At 73.9% G+C, this 18,031-nt stretch carries 14 protein-coding genes and 1 pseudogene; 8 read left to right on the top strand and 7 right to left on the bottom strand.

What is annotated here, in order from left to right:
- Window positions 1–47: 47 nt before the first annotated feature.
- From ACGFIM_RS03460 to ACGFIM_RS03440, 5 genes are all read right to left on the bottom strand, one after another.
- Window positions 48–1,277, bottom strand: coding sequence for an MFS transporter (locus ACGFIM_RS03460; RefSeq protein WP_393193905.1), 1,230 nt, complete (start codon window positions 1,275–1,277; stop codon window positions 48–50).
- Between the two features lie 159 nt (window positions 1,278–1,436).
- A complete protein-coding gene (locus ACGFIM_RS03455) occupies window positions 1,437–2,456 on the bottom strand; it encodes an LLM class flavin-dependent oxidoreductase (protein WP_393193902.1) in 1,020 nt (339 codons plus the stop codon).
- Between the two features lie 69 nt (window positions 2,457–2,525).
- Window positions 2,526–4,085: a rhodanese-like domain-containing protein gene (locus ACGFIM_RS03450; RefSeq protein ID WP_393193899.1), complete on the bottom strand. Its 1,560-nt coding sequence runs from the start codon at window positions 4,083–4,085 to the stop codon at window positions 2,526–2,528.
- Window positions 4,086–4,095: 10 nt separating this feature from the next.
- Entirely contained in the window at window positions 4,096–4,587 is a 492-nt protein-coding gene (locus ACGFIM_RS03445) for a cupin domain-containing protein (protein WP_393193896.1), read from the bottom strand.
- Window positions 4,587–5,486: a LysR family transcriptional regulator gene (locus ACGFIM_RS03440; protein ID WP_393193893.1), complete on the bottom strand. Its 900-nt coding sequence runs from the start codon at window positions 5,484–5,486 to the stop codon at window positions 4,587–4,589. The genes ACGFIM_RS03445 and ACGFIM_RS03440 overlap by 1 nt, the downstream gene beginning before the upstream one ends.
- Before the next feature lie 266 nt (window positions 5,487–5,752).
- On the opposite strand from ACGFIM_RS03440, the gene ACGFIM_RS03435 reads away from it, so the two are divergent.
- The 8 genes and pseudogenes from ACGFIM_RS03435 to ACGFIM_RS03400 form a co-directional block, all read left to right on the top strand.
- Window positions 5,753–6,862, top strand: a complete 1,110-nt coding sequence (locus ACGFIM_RS03435; RefSeq protein WP_393193890.1) for an LLM class flavin-dependent oxidoreductase — start codon at window positions 5,753–5,755, stop codon at window positions 6,860–6,862.
- A gap of 5 nt (window positions 6,863–6,867) precedes the next feature.
- Entirely contained in the window at window positions 6,868–8,385 is a 1,518-nt protein-coding gene (locus tag ACGFIM_RS03430) for an ABC transporter substrate-binding protein (protein ID WP_393193887.1), read from the top strand.
- Complete coding sequence (locus ACGFIM_RS03425) at window positions 8,382–9,419, top strand: ABC transporter permease (RefSeq protein ID WP_393193883.1); 1,038 nt, start codon at window positions 8,382–8,384, stop codon at window positions 9,417–9,419. The genes ACGFIM_RS03430 and ACGFIM_RS03425 overlap by 4 nt, the downstream gene beginning before the upstream one ends.
- A complete protein-coding gene (locus ACGFIM_RS03420; RefSeq protein WP_393193880.1) occupies window positions 9,416–10,279 on the top strand; it encodes an ABC transporter permease in 864 nt (287 codons plus the stop codon). Before ACGFIM_RS03425 ends, ACGFIM_RS03420 begins: the two co-directional genes overlap by 4 nt.
- Entirely contained in the window at window positions 10,263–11,138 is an 876-nt protein-coding gene (locus tag ACGFIM_RS03415) for an ABC transporter ATP-binding protein (RefSeq protein WP_393193877.1), read from the top strand. The genes ACGFIM_RS03420 and ACGFIM_RS03415 overlap by 17 nt, the downstream gene beginning before the upstream one ends.
- Window positions 11,135–11,995, top strand: coding sequence for an ABC transporter ATP-binding protein (locus tag ACGFIM_RS03410; RefSeq protein ID WP_393193874.1), 861 nt, complete (start codon window positions 11,135–11,137; stop codon window positions 11,993–11,995). Before ACGFIM_RS03415 ends, ACGFIM_RS03410 begins: the two co-directional genes overlap by 4 nt.
- Entirely contained in the window at window positions 11,992–12,780 is a 789-nt protein-coding gene (locus ACGFIM_RS03405; RefSeq protein WP_393193871.1) for an alpha/beta hydrolase, read from the top strand. Before ACGFIM_RS03410 ends, ACGFIM_RS03405 begins: the two co-directional genes overlap by 4 nt.
- A 124-nt stretch (window positions 12,781–12,904) precedes the next feature.
- A pseudogene (locus ACGFIM_RS03400) lies at window positions 12,905–14,374 on the top strand (ATP-binding protein); the annotation flags it as partial.
- A 1,677-nt stretch (window positions 14,375–16,051) separates the two neighbouring features.
- Here ACGFIM_RS03400 and ACGFIM_RS03395 read toward each other — a convergent pair.
- On the bottom strand, window positions 16,052–16,891 hold the full coding sequence (locus ACGFIM_RS03395; protein ID WP_393193868.1) for an ABC transporter permease: 840 nt from the start codon (window positions 16,889–16,891) through the stop codon (window positions 16,052–16,054).
- A complete protein-coding gene (locus ACGFIM_RS03390) occupies window positions 16,888–17,880 on the bottom strand; it encodes an ATP-binding cassette domain-containing protein (protein WP_393193865.1) in 993 nt (330 codons plus the stop codon). Before ACGFIM_RS03390 ends, ACGFIM_RS03395 begins: the two co-directional genes overlap by 4 nt.
- Window positions 17,881–18,031: the final 151 nt, after the last annotated feature.

Here is an 18,031-nt window from a genome sequence, read left to right as displayed (position 1 = left end):
GGGCCGGAGCAGCCGAAGCCGGAGAAGTCGGGGCAGGGGCGCCCAGGTCAGGGCAGCCGATGACGGTGGTAGGCCAGCAGGGCGAGGGCCGCGGCCCCGCACGCGGCGGCCACCGCCCCCATGACCCGGCCGTACCCGGCCGCCTGGGCCAGGGCGACGGCGGCGAGCGGCGCGAGCGCCTTGCCGGCGACCGCGAACAGCGCGATCCGTCCCGACAGGCCGGCGTAGGCGGCGGTGCCGTACCGCTCGGCGAGCAGGTGCGGCAGCGTGATCGTGCCGACCCCGAACCCGATCCCGAACAGCAGCACGCACGCGATCGCCCCCGCCGCGTGCGCCGCCACCACGGGCAGCAGCAGCGCCCCTGCACCCTGCACGGCGAACACGGCCGCGGCGACCGAGGCGGCGGACCGGCGGCGCCGCAGAGCCGTGGTGACCACGCGGCCGGTGACCGACAGCACGCCGAGCAGCCCGGCCACGGTGGAGGCCACGACGGGGGAGTGACCGGCGTGCACCAGGTAGGTGACCAGCAGCACCGCGAACGTGGCGACCGCGCCGCTGTGCGCGGTGAAGGCCGTCGCCAGCAGCCGGAACGGCCGCGCCCGCACGGCCTCCCGCAGCACATCGCCCCGGGCCGTGGCGGCGGCCTGCGCGGCGTGGTGTCCGGGCCTGCGCAGGACGAGCGCGTGCAGCGGAATCGCGGCCGCGCCGTACCCGGCGCCGAGGATCACCAGTGCCTGGCGCCAGCCGTACCGCTCGACGAGCAGGCCCGACAGCGGCAGGAACACCGCCGACGCGAACCCGGCCACGATGGTCACCGCGAGCAGCGCGTTCGCCCGCCCGCGCCCCTGCGCGGGACCGTCGAACCAGGTGACGATGACGGCGAACGCCGGCTCGTACAGCACCATGGCCGACGCCACCCCGACACCCAGGAAGACGGCGTAGAGCTGGAACAGGTCGTGCACCTGCGACCACCCCAGCACGGCGGCCGTCCCCAGCACGGAACCGGCCGTCATCAACCCCCGCCCGCCCCGCGCGTCCAGCCACCTCCCCACGGCCGGGGCGCACAGCGCGGTGGTCAGCACGGCGAGCGTGAGCGCACCGGCGACCTGCGTCCCGCTCGCCCGCAGGTCACGGGTCATGGGGCCGAGAAAGACGGAGAAGGCGTAGTAGAGCACCCCGTAGCCGATGGTCTGCGTGACGGCCAGCGCCGCGACCATCCGCCACCCCTGGTGGCGGTGCTTCCCGGCGCCGGAGCCCGCGCGTCGGCGATCGTGCATGACCTCCAGCCTCCAGCCCGCGCCCGGACAGGGCGCGGCCGCGGTTCGCGGCGGTGAGCGGTCCGGCCGGGACGGACCGTGATCGCCCCCGGGCCCGGCATCACCCCGGCGGAGCCTGTCCGCGCCGTTCGCCGCGGTCCGGCGGGCCGGGATGGTGGGTCAGTTGGCGGGGTGCCAGCCGAGGGCGGGGCCGAGTTTCGTGGCGATGTCGGTGAGGATCTGGACGTAGTCCTCGTGCTCGAAGGTGAACGGCAGCGCGAACGCCACCTCGGCGATCTCCCGGAACGCCGCGTGCGCGTACAGCCGCTCGGCGATCTCGGCGGACTCGCCGACGTAGTCGGGGGAGAACAGCATGCGGGCGGGCCCCTGCGGCGCGGTGGTGCGGGGCAGGCGCTTGGCCGCGTACTCGGCGTACTTGGCCTTCTGCTCCGGGGTGGCCGAGTCGGTGGGGATGACGACGAGGCCCTGGGAGACGCGGGCCTTGTCGCCGTGCGGGTGGCGGGCGCGGAACTCCCGGATGTGGGAGAGCTGGATCTGCGCGAAGTCCTCCGACTCCTCGGCCTTGACGACGCTGCTGGTGAGGAAGTTCATGCCCTGCTCGCCGGCCCAGCGGGCCGAGCGGAGGCCGGCGCCGCCGTACCACATGCGGGAGATCAGGCCGGGGGAGTGGGGCTGCACGCGGTCGGAGAAGACCTCGAAGCCCTCGGTGCCGCTGAAGGAGGTGGCCGGTTCGCCGCGTACGTGGCTCAGCAGCCGCCGCACCCGCTCGTAGCTGAAGTCCTCGGCGTCGGCGGTGTCCGGGTAGAGGGCGTGCTTGACCTGGTCGTAGTGCATGGGCGGGCCGACGCTGACGCCGGGGTTGAGCCGGCCGCCGGACAGGATGTCCACGGTGGCGAGGTCCTCGGCCAGGCGCAGCGGGTTCTCCCAGCCGAGGGGGATGACGGCGGTGCCGAGCTCGATGCGGGTGGTGCGCTGGGTGGCGGCGGCCAGGACGGCGATGGGGGAGGAGATGCCGTACTGCAGGTGGCGGTGGCGCACCCAGGCGCTGTCGAAGCCGAGCCGCTCGCCCAGCTCGATGATGCGCAGGGTGGACTCGTGTCCGGGGCGCGGGTCGTTCCCGTCGAACAGCCCGATGGTCAGGAAACCCAGCTTGCGCAGGGGGCGCGTGGGCAGCGGCACGGCGGCGTCCTCTCTCCCGCAATATTGCCTATCAAAAAGGTAGGTTATATCGGGGCAAAGAGATGCGTATCAGGGGATAGGGCGTAACACCCGGAAGTTGTGGGTTCCGTCGCGTTCGAGCTGCTTCACCAGGCCGTACTCCCACTCCAGGTACGCCTCCATGGCCTCCCGCGGGTTGTCCGTGCCCTCGTACGGCCGCCGGTACCGGTCCTTGGGCGCGACCGCGTACCGCACGGCATCGGTCTCCAGGCCCTCCCACGCCGCGGTGCCGCCGCTGAGCGCGAAGACCGGGGCGGAGGTGAGGCGGCGCAGGTCGGCCGCGGCGAAGCGGGCCAGCACGCCGGTCGGCGAGGTGACCACGTACCGCTCGGCGGCCCCGATCACCCCGAGCGCGGCCGGCAGCAGCGCCCTGGCGGCGTACCAGGCGCCGGGGACGTGCCCGGCGGCGTACTCGCGGCTCGGTCCCACGTCGATGACCGCCGCCGCGTCCAGCCGGGTGCGCAGGGTCGCCGCGTCCACGGTGTCCACCCGGGGCGGCTCGGGATGCAGGGGCGGCTCGTCGCCCTTCCACACCAGCTCCTCAGGCGCGGCAGGGCTGATCGCGTACGTCTCCCAGCCCATCTGGGCGAGCCACGACCCGGTCATCGCGGCGCGGACCCCGTCGTCGTCCACGACCACGATGCGCGCGCCGCGCACCGGCGCGTAGTGGTCGGTCTCCTGCACGAGCTGCCCGCCGGGCGCGTGGCGGGCCCCGTCGAGGTGCCCGGAGGCGTACTCGGCGGCGGAGCGGACGTCGAAGACGTACGTGGTGCGCCCGGGCTCGCGCAGGCCGGGCAGGTCGCAGGCGCCGATGAAGGCGACCCCGGCCCGCTCGGCGACGGCGCGGGCCCCGGCCACGGCCCGGGCGTGGTGCTCCGGTGTCACGACGGGCGGTGCCGTCCTGGCGGCGCCGTGGTCGAGGCGCTGCCCGGCGAGCGTCCAGCCGATGGTGCCGTTGCGCAGCGCCGCGACCGGGTTGGGCAGGCCGGCGTTGATGAGGGACTGCGCGCCGATGATGCTGCGGGTGCGGCCGGCGCAGTTCACCACGATGGGGGTGGCGGGGTCGGGCGCCAGCTCGCGGATGCGCAGCACCAGCTCCGCGCCGGGCACGCTGGTGGCGGTCGGGATGCTCATGGTGGCGTACTCGCCGAACGTGCGCGCGTCCACGATGACCGGCGGCGTGCCCGCCTCGATCAGCTCCCGCACCCGCTGCGGAGGCAGCGAAGGGGTGCCGGCGACCGACGCGACCAGCTCGCCGAACGCCTTGCTCGGCACGTTCACGTCCTGGAAGATCTCACCGCCTGAGGCGATCCAGCCGTCGAGACCGCCCTCCAGCTCGTGCACGCGGGTGTAGCCGAGCCGCCGCAGCACGCCGGCCGCCCGGGAGGCGGGGGAGTCCGCGTCGCCGTAGACGGCGATCGGGGTGTCGTGGCGGGGGATGCGCCGCCAGGCGTCCAGCTCCAGGCGGGAGAGCGGGAAACTGGCCGCCCACAGCGGGTGGCCCCGCGCGTGGACGGCCTCTTCGCGTACGTCGGCGATGACGACCTCGCTGCGGCGCAGCAGCAGCTCCCGCACCTGCTCGGCGTGCATGGGCGCGGGGTCAGCGGATCTCGACTTCGGACCAGTCGAGCCCATCGAGGTTCACCACGATCGCCTCCTGGGTCGTCCGCGCGATGACGACGACGGCCTCGGTCTCCGGGTCGGGGTTCTCCTCCCGGTGCGGTACGTACGGCGGCACGAAGATGTAGTCGCCGGGACCGGTCTCGACGCGGCGCTCCACCGGCCGGTCGCCCTCCACGTCGAGGAAGACGAAGACGGGATGGCCGGAGACGACGTAGATGGCGGTCTCGGACGCCCCGTGGTGGTGGTTGCCCGACGCCGTGGACGCGGCGACGTGCGTCTGGCCCATCCACAGGTTGGCCGAGCCGACCGTCTTGCCGCTGATCGCCTCCAGGCGGGTCATGCCGGAGGTCTGCGTGGTCTGGCCGAGCAGCCCGCTCGGGGCCACGTGGTGCAGGGTGCGATGGAACGGGTCGATCCCGGCGGGCACGAGCACACCGCTGGGCGTGCGGACGAGGTCACGGTCGGGCATCAGGCTCCTTTGGCGAGGACGAGGTCGTGCGGGGGCACCTCGGTGAGAACCGGGGTGGTCAGGAGGCGGCGCAGCGTCTGGGCGAGGCGTTCGGACACCGCGGGCTTGACGCCCCTGCGGGTCCACAGCGCGAGCGGCAGCGGCTTGGGCCGCGGCAGGTCGTCGCGGGGCACCAGGCCGTCGGGGGTCTGCCCGAGCGTCGCCAGCAGCGCCACGCCCGCGCCCGCGCTCACGGCGGCCTGCACGCCGGCGAGCTGGTTGGCCTCGGCGGCGATCGCGACGGGCACCGCGTGGTGCGCCAGCGTGGTCAGCGCGCGGTCGCGCAGCGCGCAGGGATGGTCGAACGCGACGACCGGCAGCGGCTCGCCCCGCCGGGGCGGCCTCCAGCCGGGCGCGGAGTACCAGGTCAGGGCCAGGTCGCCGACCGGAGTGGCGTGCGGGTCGTCGGCGGGGCCGATGAGCAGGGCCAGGTCGATGCGGCCCGCGGCGAAGCTCTCGCGCAGCTTGGTGCCGCGGTCGATGCGGAACTTCACGCCGTAGCGGGGCGCGGCCCCGTCGAGCGCGGTGGCCAGGTGCGGCAGGAGCTGGGCGGCGGCGTGCTCGGTCGAGCCGATGACGAGCGTGCCGTGCGGCTCCTCGCCGAAGCTGCGCAGCCCCTCGTCGTGCAGTGCGAGGATGCCGCGCGCCAGGTTGAGCAGCTTCTCGCCGTCGGCGGTGAACCGGGATCCGCGCCCGCGCCGCTCCACCAGCGGCCGCCCGATCGCCGACTCCAGCCGGCGGACGTGCTGGCTCACCGCCCCCTGGCTCAGGTGGAGGGCGTCGGCGGCGCGCTGGAAGCCACCGGCGTCGGCGACGGCGACGAAGCTGCGCAACGGAGCGATGTCCAGCGTGCGGTTCATGCACGCCAGCATACCCATTATTCCTACCTGATGTAAGGGTAATTATCACGTGACGTGATGAACCGCGATCACGAACCGTCGTTGGACAGCCGGGCCTGCGGCACCGCAGGCTGGGACCAGACGTCGCCCGGCGGCGCCGACGACGGCGCCCCACACCCCTCGGCCGCACCGTCGCGCCGCACCTCCATGCCGCTCACGCGCCGGCCCCGGCGCGCCCTCGCGCGCCCGCAGGGCGCGGCGGCACCGAAACGTCGAAAGGCAGACACTTGTCGATCCAGATCTTGGGGATGGTCTCGACCACCTACGGCTCCGAAAGCGCCGGATGGCGGGGCCCGGTCGTCGACCCCGGCTACCTCACCGACTTCGCCCGAGCCCACGAGCAGTCCGGCTTCGACCGCGTGCTCATCGCCCACAGCGCCAGCTCGCCCGAGGGCTTCGCCGCCGCCGCCCACGTGCTCTACAACACCGAACGCCTCGGCGTGCTCATCGCCCAGCGGCCCGGCTTCATCCAGCCCACGCTGACCGCGCGCAAGCTCGCCACCCTCGACAACCTCACCGGCGCCGGCCGCGTCGCGATCCACCACATCACCGGCGGCAGCGACACCGACCAGCGGCGCGACGGCGACTTCCACGGCAAGGAGGCCCGCTACCGCCGCACCGCCGAGTTCATCGAGGTGCTGCGGCGCACGCTCACCTCCGGCGAGCCCTTCGACTACGAGGGCGAGTTCTACCGCTTCGAGGGCGCCTTCAGCTCCGTCAAACCGCACGGCGAGGTGCCGATCTTCTTCGGCGGCCAGTCCGACGACGCCATCCGCGTCGGCGGGCGCTGGGCCGACGTCTACGCCCTGTGGGGCGAGCCCCTGGCCCAGACCCGCGAGCGCATCGAGCTCATCCGCGCCGAAGCCGCCCGCCACGGCCGCGACATCGGCTTCTCCCTGTCCGTACGCCCGATCGTCGCCGACACCGAGGACGCCGCCTGGGAGAAGGCCGAGGCCATCCGCCGCGCCTTCGAGGAGAACCTCGCGAGCAGGGACGGCGGCGCCGCGGGCTGGCGCATCGGCCGCGGCGAGAACACCGCCGTCGGCGCCAAGCGCCTGAAGGACGAGGCCAACGAGAAGCTGATCCACGACGAGCGGCTCTGGTTCGGCGTCACCCGGCTCACCGACGGCGGCGGCAACTCCACCGCCCTGGTCGGCACCCCGCAGCAGGTCGCCGACGCCCTGCTGAAGTACTACGACCTCGGCATCCGCACGTTCCTCATCCGCGGCTTCGACCCGCTGCAGGACGTGCGCGACTGGGGCGAGGAACTGGTGCCGCTGCTGCGCGCCGGGGCCGCCGCCCGCGAGCGGCGGCTCGCTCCCGCGGGGCGAGGGTGAGCTCCGTGCGCAACCCCGCACTCAAGGTCGCCGGCATCGCCGCCGCGGTGGCGCTGCTGCTCACCGGCTGCGTCTCCCAGGCGTCGATACGCCAGGACGCCGGCGCACGACCCGGCGACACCCTCACCTGGGGCTGGTCCCTGCCGTCCACCTGGGACCCGGTCACCTCCGCCGTCGGCAACGACGTCCACGCTCTCACCCTCGTCTACGAGGGGATCACCGAGGTGGACGAGAACGGCGAGGCCAGACCGGGACTCGCACGGTCGTGGACGTACGCCGACGACGGCCGCTCGGTCACCTTCCACCTGCGCCCCGGCCTGACCTTCTCCGACGGCACCAAGCTGGACGCCGCCGCCGTCAAAGCCAGCCTGGAGCGCGGCAAGACCGCCAAGGACTCCACGATCGCCCCGCAGCTCGCCACCATCGAACGCATCACCGCCGACAGCGAGACCGACGTGACTCTCCACCTCAACCAGGTGGACTACCAGATCCCGCTGCTGCTGGCGGGCAAGACCGGGCAGGTCGTCAGCCCCGCGGCGGCCAAGGACCCGGCCAAGCTGGCCACCCGGCCCGTCGGCGCCGGGCCGTTCATCCTCACCAGCTACGTGCCCGGCTCGCAGGCGACGCTGGTGAAGAACCCGGACTTCTGGAACGCCGACCAGATCCACATCGCCAACTTCGTGCTCAAACCGGCCCCCGACCCGTCGGTCGCGGTCGCCGGCCTGCAGTCGGGGCAGTACGACATCGCCGACCTCACCGCCGCCCAGGTCGCCGGCGTCAAGGCCGCGGGCTTCCCCGTGCTGACCACCGACGTGCTGCCGGTCCGCGTCCTCGACGTGAACAACACGGTCAAGCCGTTCGACAACCCCAAGGTCATCGAGGCCATCAACACCGCGATCGACCGGCGGGCACTCGTCGAGACCGCCAACTTCGGCTACGGTGAACCGGCCTGGCAGCCGTTCCCCAAGGGCTACGTCGCCTACAACCCCAAGCTGGAGAACCTCTACCCGCACGACGTGGCCAAGGCCAGACGGCTGCTCGCCGAGGCGGGCTACCCGAACGGCGTGGACGTCCAGCTCGCGCTGCACAGCGCCGACGACCCCGTGGGCGAGCTGATCCAGCAGCAGCTCAACGCCGCCGGCATCCGGACCAGACTCGTCGTCATGACGCCGGGCGTCAACAACTACATCACCCGCAGGCACCCGTTCGTGCTCGACCAGTTCAACGCCCGCCAGTCGCCCGTGCAGGCGCTGCAGGTGCTGTTCGGCCCCGAAGGCCTGATGAACCTCGGCAAGACCACGCCCAAGGAGCTGCCCGCCGCCGTCGCCAAGGCCGGCGGATACCCGCTCGACGACCCCGCATACCCGCCCGCCATCCAGAAGGCCACCGAGATCGCGGTGACGAACATGCCCAACGTCTTCCTGTTCACGGTGACCCGCTTCACCGCGCACCACCCCAAGGTGCAGGGCCTGCGCAACTGGGTGGACATCCAGCGCTTCGAAGGCGTCCGGGTGACCACGTGACCGCTGCCGACCTGCGCGACCGCGCGGCCCCTCCGAGCCCGGCCCCGGCGGCCTCCCGGCCGGGGCCGGCCGCGCTGCTGATCAGGGCGGCCGCCGCCCTGGGCAGGGGGCTGTTCATCGCGGTGCCCGTCATGCTCGTCTCCACGTTCATCACGTTCATGCTGGGCGGGCTCACCGAGCAGGACCCCGCCTCGGTCGTGCTCGGCGACTCGGCCACCCCCGCCGACGTGCAGCGCATGCGCGAGGCGTTCGGGCTCGACCGGCCGCTGCTGCCGCGCTACGTGACCTGGCTGTGGGACGCCCTGCACGGCGACCTCGGCGCCTCCTGGTTCACCAAGATCCCGGTGGCGCAGAGCATCGCCGAGCGGCTGCCCGTCAGCCTGTCGGTGGCCGCGGGCGCGCTGCTCATCGCCGTCCTGCTCGGCGGCGTCTTCGGCACGCTCGCCGCCGTGCGCCAGGGCGGCCTGCTGGACCGCACGGTCACCGTCGTCACCTCGGTGCTGGCGACCGTCCCCGGCTTCGTCGCCGCGGTCGCGCTCATCACGGTGTTCGCGCTGATCGTGCCGGTGCTGCCGGCGGGCGGCTGGGCACCCCCGTCCGCCGGCCTCGCCACCTGGGCGGGCTTCCTGCTGCTGCCCAGCCTGGCGCTCAGCCTGGACACCGCCGCCGACGTCGCCCGCCAGCTGCGCACCGGCCTGGCCGGCACCCTGCACGAGAACTACATCACCGGCGCCCGCATGCGCGGGCTGTCCGCCCGCCGGGTCGTGCTCGTCCACGCGCTGCGCAACGGCGCCGGGCCCGCGGTCGCCGTGCTCGGCATGCACGTCCCCCGCCTCATCGGCGGGGCCGTCATCACCGAGACCGTGTTCGCCCTGCCCGGCATCGGCGAGCTGACCAAGAACGCCGCGCTGAGCGGCGACGTGCCCGTCGTCCAGGGGACGCTGCTCGTCACCATCGCCGTCGTGCTCGTCTCGTCCGCGATCGTCAACGTCCTGCTGGTCAAGCTGCGGCCGGCCGCCAGGAGGGAGATATGAAGGCCATCACCGACGCCCTGCGCACCCGCGCGGGCGCCGTCGCGGCGATCGTGCTCGCGGCCGTGCTCGTCCTCGCCGTGACCGGGCCGTTCCTCGCGCCGTACGACGCACTGAAGAACAGCGCCGACATCCTGCACCCGCCCAGCGCGCAGCACTGGTTCGGCACCGACTACCTCGGCCGCGACGTGCTCAGCCGGATGCTGGCGGGCGCGCCCGCCTCGGTGTTCACCGCCTTCGAGGCCGTCGCCATCGGCCTCGTCATCGGCGTCGTGCCCGGCATCACCTCGGTCTACTTCGGCCGCGCGTACGAGTGGATCACACTGCGCATCATGGACGGGCTCATCGCGCTGCCCTTCCTGATCTTCGCCATCGCGGTCGCCGCGCTGCTCGGCAACGCCGTCCACCAGGCGATGGTCGCCGTCGGCATCCTGCTCGCGCCGTCGTTCTACCGCATCACCAGAGCCGCCGCGCTCACCCACGCCGGCGCCCAGTACGTCACCGCCGCCCAGCTCTTCGGCGCCTCCACCTGGCGGGTGCTGCGCACCCACGTGTGGCCGAAGATCGTGCCGACGCTCGTCGTGACCACCGCGAACGCCACCGCATCCGCCCTGCTGATCGTCTCGTCGCTGACCTTCCTCGGCATCGGCGTCGCCCCGCCTGAGCCCACCTGGGGCGGCATCGTCGCCAGCGACCTCGGCTACCTGGCGCAGCGGCCGTACGGGCCGCTGTTCCCCTCGCTGTTCATCATGGTGACCGTCGGCGCGCTCAACCTGCTCGCCGACGCCATCAGGGACGCAGGCGGCGACCGCGGCCGGGCCAGGACTCTCATGAGAGGAGCACGCCGTGTCCGCCTCACCTGACTTCGCGACCGCCGTCCGCCCATCGGTCGGCGGCGGGGCGGGTGGCGAGCCGCTGCTGTCGGTGCGCGGCCTGCGGGTCGCCGTCGCCGACGGCACCGAGGTCGTGCACGGCGTGAACCTCGACGTGCCGCGCGGCTCGGCCGCCGGGCTGGTCGGCGAGTCCGGCAGCGGCAAGACCCTGACCTGCCGCGCCGTGCTCGGCCTGCTGCCCGCCGGCGTCCAGGTCACCGGCGGGGAGATCGCCTTCGACGGCACCGAGCTGACCGCGCTGCCCGGCGCCGAGCGGGCCCGGCTGCGCGGCACCGGCATCGCCGCCGTCTTCCAGGACCCCGCCTCCTACCTCAACCCGTCGATCACCGTCGGCAGGCAGCTCGCCGAGGTGCTGCGCGTCAAGGTCGGGCTCGGCCGCCGCGCCGCCCGCGAACGCGCCGTCGAGCTGCTGCACGCCATGGGGCTGCGCCGTCCCGAGCACGTCTGCACCCAGTACCCCTTCGAGCTGTCCGGCGGCATGCTCCAGCGCGTGCTGATCGCCATGGCCATCAGCGCCGATCCCGAGCTGCTCATCGCCGACGAGGCCACCACCGCGCTCGACGTGACCGTGCAGGCCGAGGTGCTGGAGCTGCTGTCGGAGCTGCGCCGCGACCGGGGGCTCACCCTCGTCGTCGTCTCCCACGACCTGGCCGTCATCGCGCAGACCTGCGACACCGTCCACGTCTTCCGCGACGGCGCCGTGGTCGAGTCCGGCCCGACCCGGCGGGTGCTGCGCGCCCCGCGCCACCCCTACACGCGGCAGCTCGTCGACGCCCACGAGCGCTTCGGCATCGACCGGGTGCGCGAACCGCGAAGGAGGTCCCGATGACCGCGCTGCTCGACGTACGCGACCTGCGCGTCTCGCTCGGACGCGGCCGCGCCCGCACCGAGATCCTGCACGGCGCCGGCCTCACCGTGGCGCCCGGCGAGATCGTCGGGCTGATCGGCGAGACCGGCTCGGGCAAGACCACCCTCGCCAGGGCCGTGCTCGGCCTGGTGCCGCCGAGCGCGGGCCGCATCGCGATCGACGGCCGCGAGGTGAGCGGGCTGCGCGGCCGCGAGCTGCGCGCCTTCCGCCGCGGCGGCGCCGTCCAGTACGTCTTCCAGGACCCGCTGCGCAGCCTCGACCCCGACCGCACCGTCGCCGACACCCTGGTCGAGGGCCTGGCCGTGCGCGGCGGGCGGAGCCGTGCCGAGCTGCGCGCCGCCGCCGAGGAGGTGGCGCGGCACGTCTCGCTCCCGCTCGACCTGCTGCCCCGGTACCCCGGTGAGCTGTCGGGCGGGCAGCGGCAGCGGGTCGCGATCGGGCGCGCCATCGCGGTCGATCCCCGCCTGCTGATCTGCGACGAGCCGGTCAGCGCCCTCGACGCCTCGACCCGCATCACCATCCTCGAGCTGCTGCTGCGGCTGCGCGAGACCCGCGGCCTCGGCGTCCTGCTGATCACGCACGATCTCGGCTCGCTCGGCGGCGTCGCCGACCGCGTCGTCGTGCTCTACCACGGGCAGGTGGTGGAGACCGGCACCACCGAGGAGATCCTTCTCGCCCCTCGCCACCCCTACACGCGGCTGCTCGTCACGTCCGTGCCGTCGATCACGGACGAGCGTCCGCCCGACCCCGCCGCCCGCCGCGCGCTGCGCGAGCAGGTGCGCGCCCTCGCCGACCTCTCCCGAACGTCTGGAGCATGAACATGACGCACAGTGGCGACCACAGTGGCGACCACCACGCCCCCGAAGGGCTGCGCACCAGGGGCACGGTCATCGTCGTGCCCGGCCGCGGCGAGACCCGCGCCACCTACGCCCGCCTCGGCTCGCGGCTCGCCTACGACGCCTACCGGGTGCGGGTCATCGACCCGCCCGCCACCGGTCCCACCGTGGCCACCGTCCTGGACGACCTGGCCGCCCGGTTGGCCGGGGCCGTCGAGGGCGTCGCGGCCGGGCAGCCGGAAGGGCCGCCCCGCCCGCTGGTGCTGGCCGGGTCCGACCTGGGCGCCGCCGCCCTGTCCGCGCTCCTCGTCACCTCCACAGGGACCCCGGCATGGTGGCCGGACGCGGTCGTGCTCGCGGGCCTGCCAGGGGCCGGGGCGCGGGCCGGCGGCGCGTGGGAGGACGAGCTGGACGTCCGTACACACTGCCCCACCCATCGCGGCGTGCTGACCGGCGACGCGTCCGTGCGGCGCGGCGCGCTGGCCGCCGCCCTGCCGCAGGACCTGCTGGACGCCGCCTACGCCGACGACACCGGCATCCCCCACCTGCTGCTCGTCGGGCAGGCCGACCCGCTCGCGGACCCCGACGCGCTCGCGCGGGCGGCCAAGACGCTGCCGAGGGCGCGGCTGGTCAGCGTGCGCGGAGCCCACCACGACGTGCTCAACGACCTGCAGCATCGCTCGGTCGCCGCCGAGATCGTCGCGTTCCTGGAGGCGCTGCGCGAGGATCTGGTCCCCGCCGTCACCGTGGAGAGCAGCACCTGGTGACCCGCCACAGAGGCGCCGCGCGGTGATCGGCTCCACTGCGGGGGCGCCGCGCGGTGATCGGCCCCGGCGCGGGGGCGCCGCGCGGTGATCGGCCCCAGCGCGCCCGTCCCCCTAAGCTGTCGGTATGTCCCCCGCACTGGTCCTCCTCGACGGCGTGCGCTGGCACGGCGCCCCCGTGTCCGGCGACCGCGCCCACACGCTGCTCGCCGTGCTCGCCCTGCACGGCCGGGCGGGGGCCGGCGACGAACGGCTGGTCGAGGAGCTGTGGCCGGAGGAGCCGCCGGCCAACCCCACCAAGGCGCTCCAGGTGGTCGTCTCCCGCACCAGGGCGGCGACCGCCCCCGACGTCGTGGTCAGGACGCCCCGCGGCTACCGGCTCGGGCTGCCCGCATCCGAGGTGGACGTGCTGCTGCTCGGCGAGCTCGCCGAGCGGGCCCGCGACGCGCTCGCCGCGGGCGACACCGCGCTCGCCCACCGCCACGCGGGCCGGGCGCTGGCGATCACCGCCACGCTCGACGACGCCGAAGGCGCCTCCGGCGCGCTCGCCGAGCTGCGCGCGACCGCCGCGGCCCGGGCCGCCGAGGCCCGCAGGGTGGCGGCCATCGCCCACTCGCGCGACGGCGCCCACGCCACCGCCCTGCCCCTGCTCGAACAGGCCGCCGCCGACCGGCCGCACGACGAGGAGCTGCTCGCCTGCCTGCTGCGCAGCGAGGCCGCCGTACGCGGCGCGCCCGCCGCACTCGAACGCTACGAGCGCCACCGCGCCGCCCTGGCCGCCCGCCTCGGCACCGGCCCCGGCCCCGAGCTGGCCCGCGTCCACGCCGAGCTGCTCGCCGCCGACCGCCCGATCCGCCAGGGCATCCAGTACGACGGCTCCACCCTGCTCGGCCGCGACGGCGACATCCGCGCCGTGCACGCGCTGCTGCACACCCACCGCGTCGTCTCCATCGTCGGCCCCGGCGGGCTGGGCAAGACCCGGCTGGCGCACGCCGTCGGCAGGAACGCCCCGCAGCCCGTCGCCCACTTCGTCGAGCTGGTCGGCGTCTCCTCACCGGAGGGCGTGGTCGGCGAGATCGGCTCGGCGCTCGGCGTGCGCGACTCGGTCAGCGGGCGGCGCATCCTGACCCCCGAGCAGCGCTCCAACGTGCGGGCCAGGATCGCCCAGCAGCTCTCCCAGACGCCCGCGCTGCTCATCCTCGACAACTGCGAGCACGTCATCGAGGCCGTCGCCGACCTGGTGGCGTTCCTCACCGTGACCACCCGCGACCTGCGCGTGCTCGTCACCTCGCGCGCGCCGCTGTCGATCCCCGCCGAGCGCGTCTACCAGCTCGGCGAGCTGTCCATGCCGGACGCGATCGAGCTGTTCCGCCAGCGCGCCGTCGCCGCACGGCCGGACGTGCGGCTGGACGACGAGACCGTCGAGCGGGTCGTGGCCCGCCTCGACGGGCTGCCGCTGGCCATCGAGCTGGCCGCCGCCAAGGTGCGGGTGATGTCGGTGGCGGAGATCGCACGCCGGCTCGCCGACCGGTTCGCGCTGCTGCGCGGCGGCAACCGTAGCGCCCCCGACCGCCACCGCACCCTGCACGCCGTCATCGACTGGTCGTGGAACCTGCTGGACGAGCCCGAACGCCGGGCGCTGCGCTGGATGTCGCTGTTCGGCGACGGTTTCACGCTCGCCGCCGCCGAGGCCGTGCTCGGCCCCGACGCCCTGCCCGCCGTCGACGCCCTCACCGAGCAGTCGATGCTGAGCGTCCGCGAGACCGCGTACGGCCTGCGCTACCGCATGCTGGAGACCGTCAGGGAGTTCGGGCGGATGCGCCTTGCGGAGGCGGGCGAGGAGGAGCCCGCGAAGCGGGCGCAGCGGGAGTGGGCGGCCTCCTACTCGCTCTTCCATGCCGCGCGCTTCTTCGGGCCGGAGGAGTTCGAGGCGACCGACGCGCTGCGCGCCGAGGAGGGCAACCTCGCCGACCTGCTGCGGCAGGCGCTCGCCGAACCCGACCTGCCCACGCTGGTGCGGCTGCTGCCGGGGCTCGGCGGCATGTGGTCGATACGCGGCGACCACCAGCGCATCCTCGTGCACCGCGACGCGATCACCGAGGCGTTCACGGGCTGGAGGCCGCCGCCCGACCTGGTCGAGGAGACCAGGTTGGCGATGCTGATCACGCTCCAGAACGTCATGATCCTCACCGACCGGCACGCGCGCGGGCTGCCCGACCTGCTCCTCTCGCTGCCGGTCAGCGAGCGGACCCCGCGCAGGATCCTGGCGATGTGCCAGGTGCTGGACGCCTGGCACGGGCTCGACGCCCCCGGCATGCTGGCCCGGCTGTCGGAGATGGCGCGAAGCCCCGACCGCGACGTGGCGATCGAGGCGGCCCGGCAGCTCGCCCACGTCCTGGAGAACGCCGGCGACCACGCCGGGGCCATCGCGGCCGCCGAGCGCACCCTGGCGCTGCTGGAGGAGGGTGACGAGGGGCAGTGGCAGAGCGCGATCATGCACGCCATGCTGGCCCAGCTCGTCCTGCAGCTCGGCGACCGCAAGCGGGCCCTCGAACACGCCAGGATCGCCGTACCGGTGCTGCGGCGCCTCGGCGCCTCCGACGACGAGGCGCAGCTGCGGGCCGTGCTGGTGACCTGCGCCATCGAGGACGGCGACCTCGGCCGCGCCGAGGCCGAGCTGGCCGCGATCGCCTACATCAACGACAACGAGCCGGTGATGGGCGGCGTGGCGACCGTGGCGCTGTGCTCCGCCGAGATCGCCCTGGCCAGGGGCGAGATCGATGCCGCGCTCGCCGAGTACCGGCAGGCCGTGCGCAGCGCGCGCGACTTGCAGCTGACCGGCATGGGACCCACCGAGGTCGCCCCGTGGACGGTGGTGGCCGAGGCGGTGGCCCTGACCGCGCACGCCCGCCACGCGCGCGGGGACGGCGTCCGCTACGGCGAGCGGCTGTTCGCCGACGTGCTCGGCCACGACCTGCTCCTCGGCGACAACCCCATACGCGACTACCCGATCTGCGGGTCGATGCTGTTCGCGCTGGGCGTCTGGGGGCTGCTGCGGTCGGCCATGCCCGCCGAGACCGCGATCAGGATGCTGGTGCTGGCCGAGCGGTTCTCGTACGTCGCCCTGCTGCCCAGCATGTCCATGGAGCGCATCGAGCCGGACGCGGAGCGCATCGCGCCGGGGACGCTCGCCGCGATACGAGCCGAGTACGGCACCCGCACCGGGCCCGACCTGCTGGACGAGGCGCGCCACCTCGTCCGGCAGGCGGCGGGCTCACAGGTGCCGCTTGTAGCTGCGGACCGACAGGGGCGCGAAGACCGCGATGACGGCCAGGCCGGCGAGCACCGTCCAGGCCACCTCCCCGGAGACCGCGGCGCTGTTGGCCAGGTCGCGGGCCGCCGTGACCAGATGTGACACCGGGTTGATCTTCACGAACGCGGCCAGCCAGTCGGGCAGCGTCTCGACGGGGACGAACGCGTTCGACAGGAACGTCAGCGGAAACAGGATCATCATGGAGATGCCCTGCACCGCCTGGGCGCTCCGCGCGATCGTGCCGACCCACGTGAAGATCCACGCCAGCGACCAGCCCGTGAAAATCGACAGCACGATCGCGCCGAGCACGCCGCCCGCGCCGCCGCCCGGCCGATAGCCCATGAGCAGACCCATGGAGAACGTCAGCACGGCCGCGATCGCGTACCGCAGCAGGTCGGCCACCATGGGACCGGCCAGCGGCGCGATCCTGGCCATCGGCAACGCCTTGAACCGGTCGAAGACGCCCTTCTCCATGTCCTCGCGCAGCTGCGTACCGGTGGCCATGCAGGTCGTCAGCACGGTCTGGGCGAGGATGCCGGGAATCATCAGCGGCAGGTAGCTCTGCACGTCGCCCGCGATCGCGCCGCCGAAGATGTAGGCGAACATCGCGGTGAACAGGATCGGCTGCACCGCCACGTCGAAGAACTGCTCAGGATTGCGGCGCATCTTCTTCAGCGCCCGCCAGGCCATCGTCATCGTCTGGCCCACCGTCTCCGCGACGGTGACGCGCCGCCGGGTGGCGGCCACGCGGGCGGCGACGTCGATCCGCTCGCGCGCGGGAGTGATCGTGGTGCTGGTCATCGGTCGTCCTCCTTCGTCGTGCCGGCGTCCGTCCCGTGGCCGGTGAGCACGAGGAACACCTCGTCCAGGCTGGGCTTGGCCACGCTCACCGACGCGATCGACAGCCCGGCCGTGCGCAGCGCGATCAGCACCTCCGCCGCCATGTCGGCCTGCTCCAGCGCGACGTTCAGCCGGGCCTGCTCCGGGCTGAGCACCGGATCGCAGCCCAGCACCCGCCGCACCACCTGGACCGCGTCCTGCACGTCGGCGGGGTCGGCCAGGTGCACCTGCAGCGTGGAATCGCCGACGGCGGTCTTCAGCTCGTCGGGGGTGCCCTCGGCGACCTTGCGCCCGCGGTCGATCACCGCGATGCGGTCGGAGAGCTGGTCGGCCTCGTCCAGGTACTGGGTGGTCAGCAGCACCGTGCAGCCGTCGGCCACCAGCTCGCGGATGGTGTCCCACATCTGGCCGCGGGTACGCGGGTCCAGCCCCGTGGTCGGCTCGTCCAGGAAGATCAGCGGCGGCCTGGTGATGAGGCTCGCCGCCAGGTCGAGACGGCGCCGCATGCCGCCGGAGAACTGCGCGATCGGCTTGTCCGCGGCCTCCTCCAGGCCGAACCGGCCCAGCAGATCGTCGCCGATGCCGCGGGCGCGCGGGCTCGCGATGCCCTGGAGGCGGGCGAACAGCCAGAGGTTCTCCCGGGCGGTCAGGTTCTCGTCGACGGAGGCGTACTGGCCGGTGACGCCGACGAGCTGGCGGATGACGTGCGGCTCGCGGGCCACGTCCACGCCGAAGATCTCGGCGCGGCCCTCGTCGATCGCCAGCAGCGTCGCCAGCATCCGCAGCGTGGTGGTCTTGCCCGCGCCGTTCGGGCCGAGCACGCCGAAGATCTCGCCGGTGCGAATGTCGAGGTCGATGCCGTCCACCGCGCGGTGTGTGCCGAACGCCTTCACCAGCCCTTCCGCACGGACGGCCACGCCTGGGGAATCGTCCAGATTCGTGATGCTCATGTCCGTCACTGTCGGGGGCCCGGGTTTCACGCCGCCCTCGGCCGGGTTTCACGGGCCTGGGGCCGGGTTTCACGGGCCTCGGGTCGTGTGAAGTCGGGGGCCGCGATTTTGTCGGTGGCGTCTGGCAGAGTGAGCCACGATCGTCCCGCTC

This window comes from Nonomuraea sp. NPDC049309 (assembly GCF_043196965.1).
GTDB classification, from domain to species: domain Bacteria; phylum Actinomycetota; class Actinomycetes; order Streptosporangiales; family Streptosporangiaceae; genus Nonomuraea; species Nonomuraea fastidiosa.
This window is presented reverse-complemented; position numbering and strand designations above follow the sequence as displayed.

What these genes read in the sequence shown, in the direction of transcription:
- ACGFIM_RS03420 (WP_393193880.1), top strand. Translation starts at nt 9,416, where the DNA reads ATGAAGGCCATCACCGACGCCCTGCGCACCCGCGCGGGCGCCGTCGCG.
- ACGFIM_RS03405 (WP_393193871.1), top strand. Translation starts at nt 11,992, where the DNA reads ATGAACATGACGCACAGTGGCGACCACAGTGGCGACCACCACGCCCCC.
- ACGFIM_RS03460 (WP_393193905.1), bottom strand. Translation starts at nt 1,277, where the DNA reads ATGCACGATCGCCGACGCGCGGGCTCCGGCGCCGGGAAGCACCGCCAC.
- ACGFIM_RS03445 (WP_393193896.1), bottom strand. Translation starts at nt 4,587, where the DNA reads ATGCCCGACCGTGACCTCGTCCGCACGCCCAGCGGTGTGCTCGTGCCC.
- ACGFIM_RS03395 (WP_393193868.1), bottom strand. Translation starts at nt 16,891, where the DNA reads ATGACCAGCACCACGATCACTCCCGCGCGCGAGCGGATCGACGTCGCC.
- ACGFIM_RS03390 (WP_393193865.1), bottom strand. Translation starts at nt 17,880, where the DNA reads ATGAGCATCACGAATCTGGACGATTCCCCAGGCGTGGCCGTCCGTGCG.
- ACGFIM_RS03410 (WP_393193874.1), top strand. Translation starts at nt 11,135, where the DNA reads ATGACCGCGCTGCTCGACGTACGCGACCTGCGCGTCTCGCTCGGACGC.
- ACGFIM_RS03440 (WP_393193893.1), bottom strand. Translation starts at nt 5,486, where the DNA reads ATGAACCGCACGCTGGACATCGCTCCGTTGCGCAGCTTCGTCGCCGTC.
- ACGFIM_RS03450 (WP_393193899.1), bottom strand. Translation starts at nt 4,085, where the DNA reads ATGCACGCCGAGCAGGTGCGGGAGCTGCTGCTGCGCCGCAGCGAGGTC.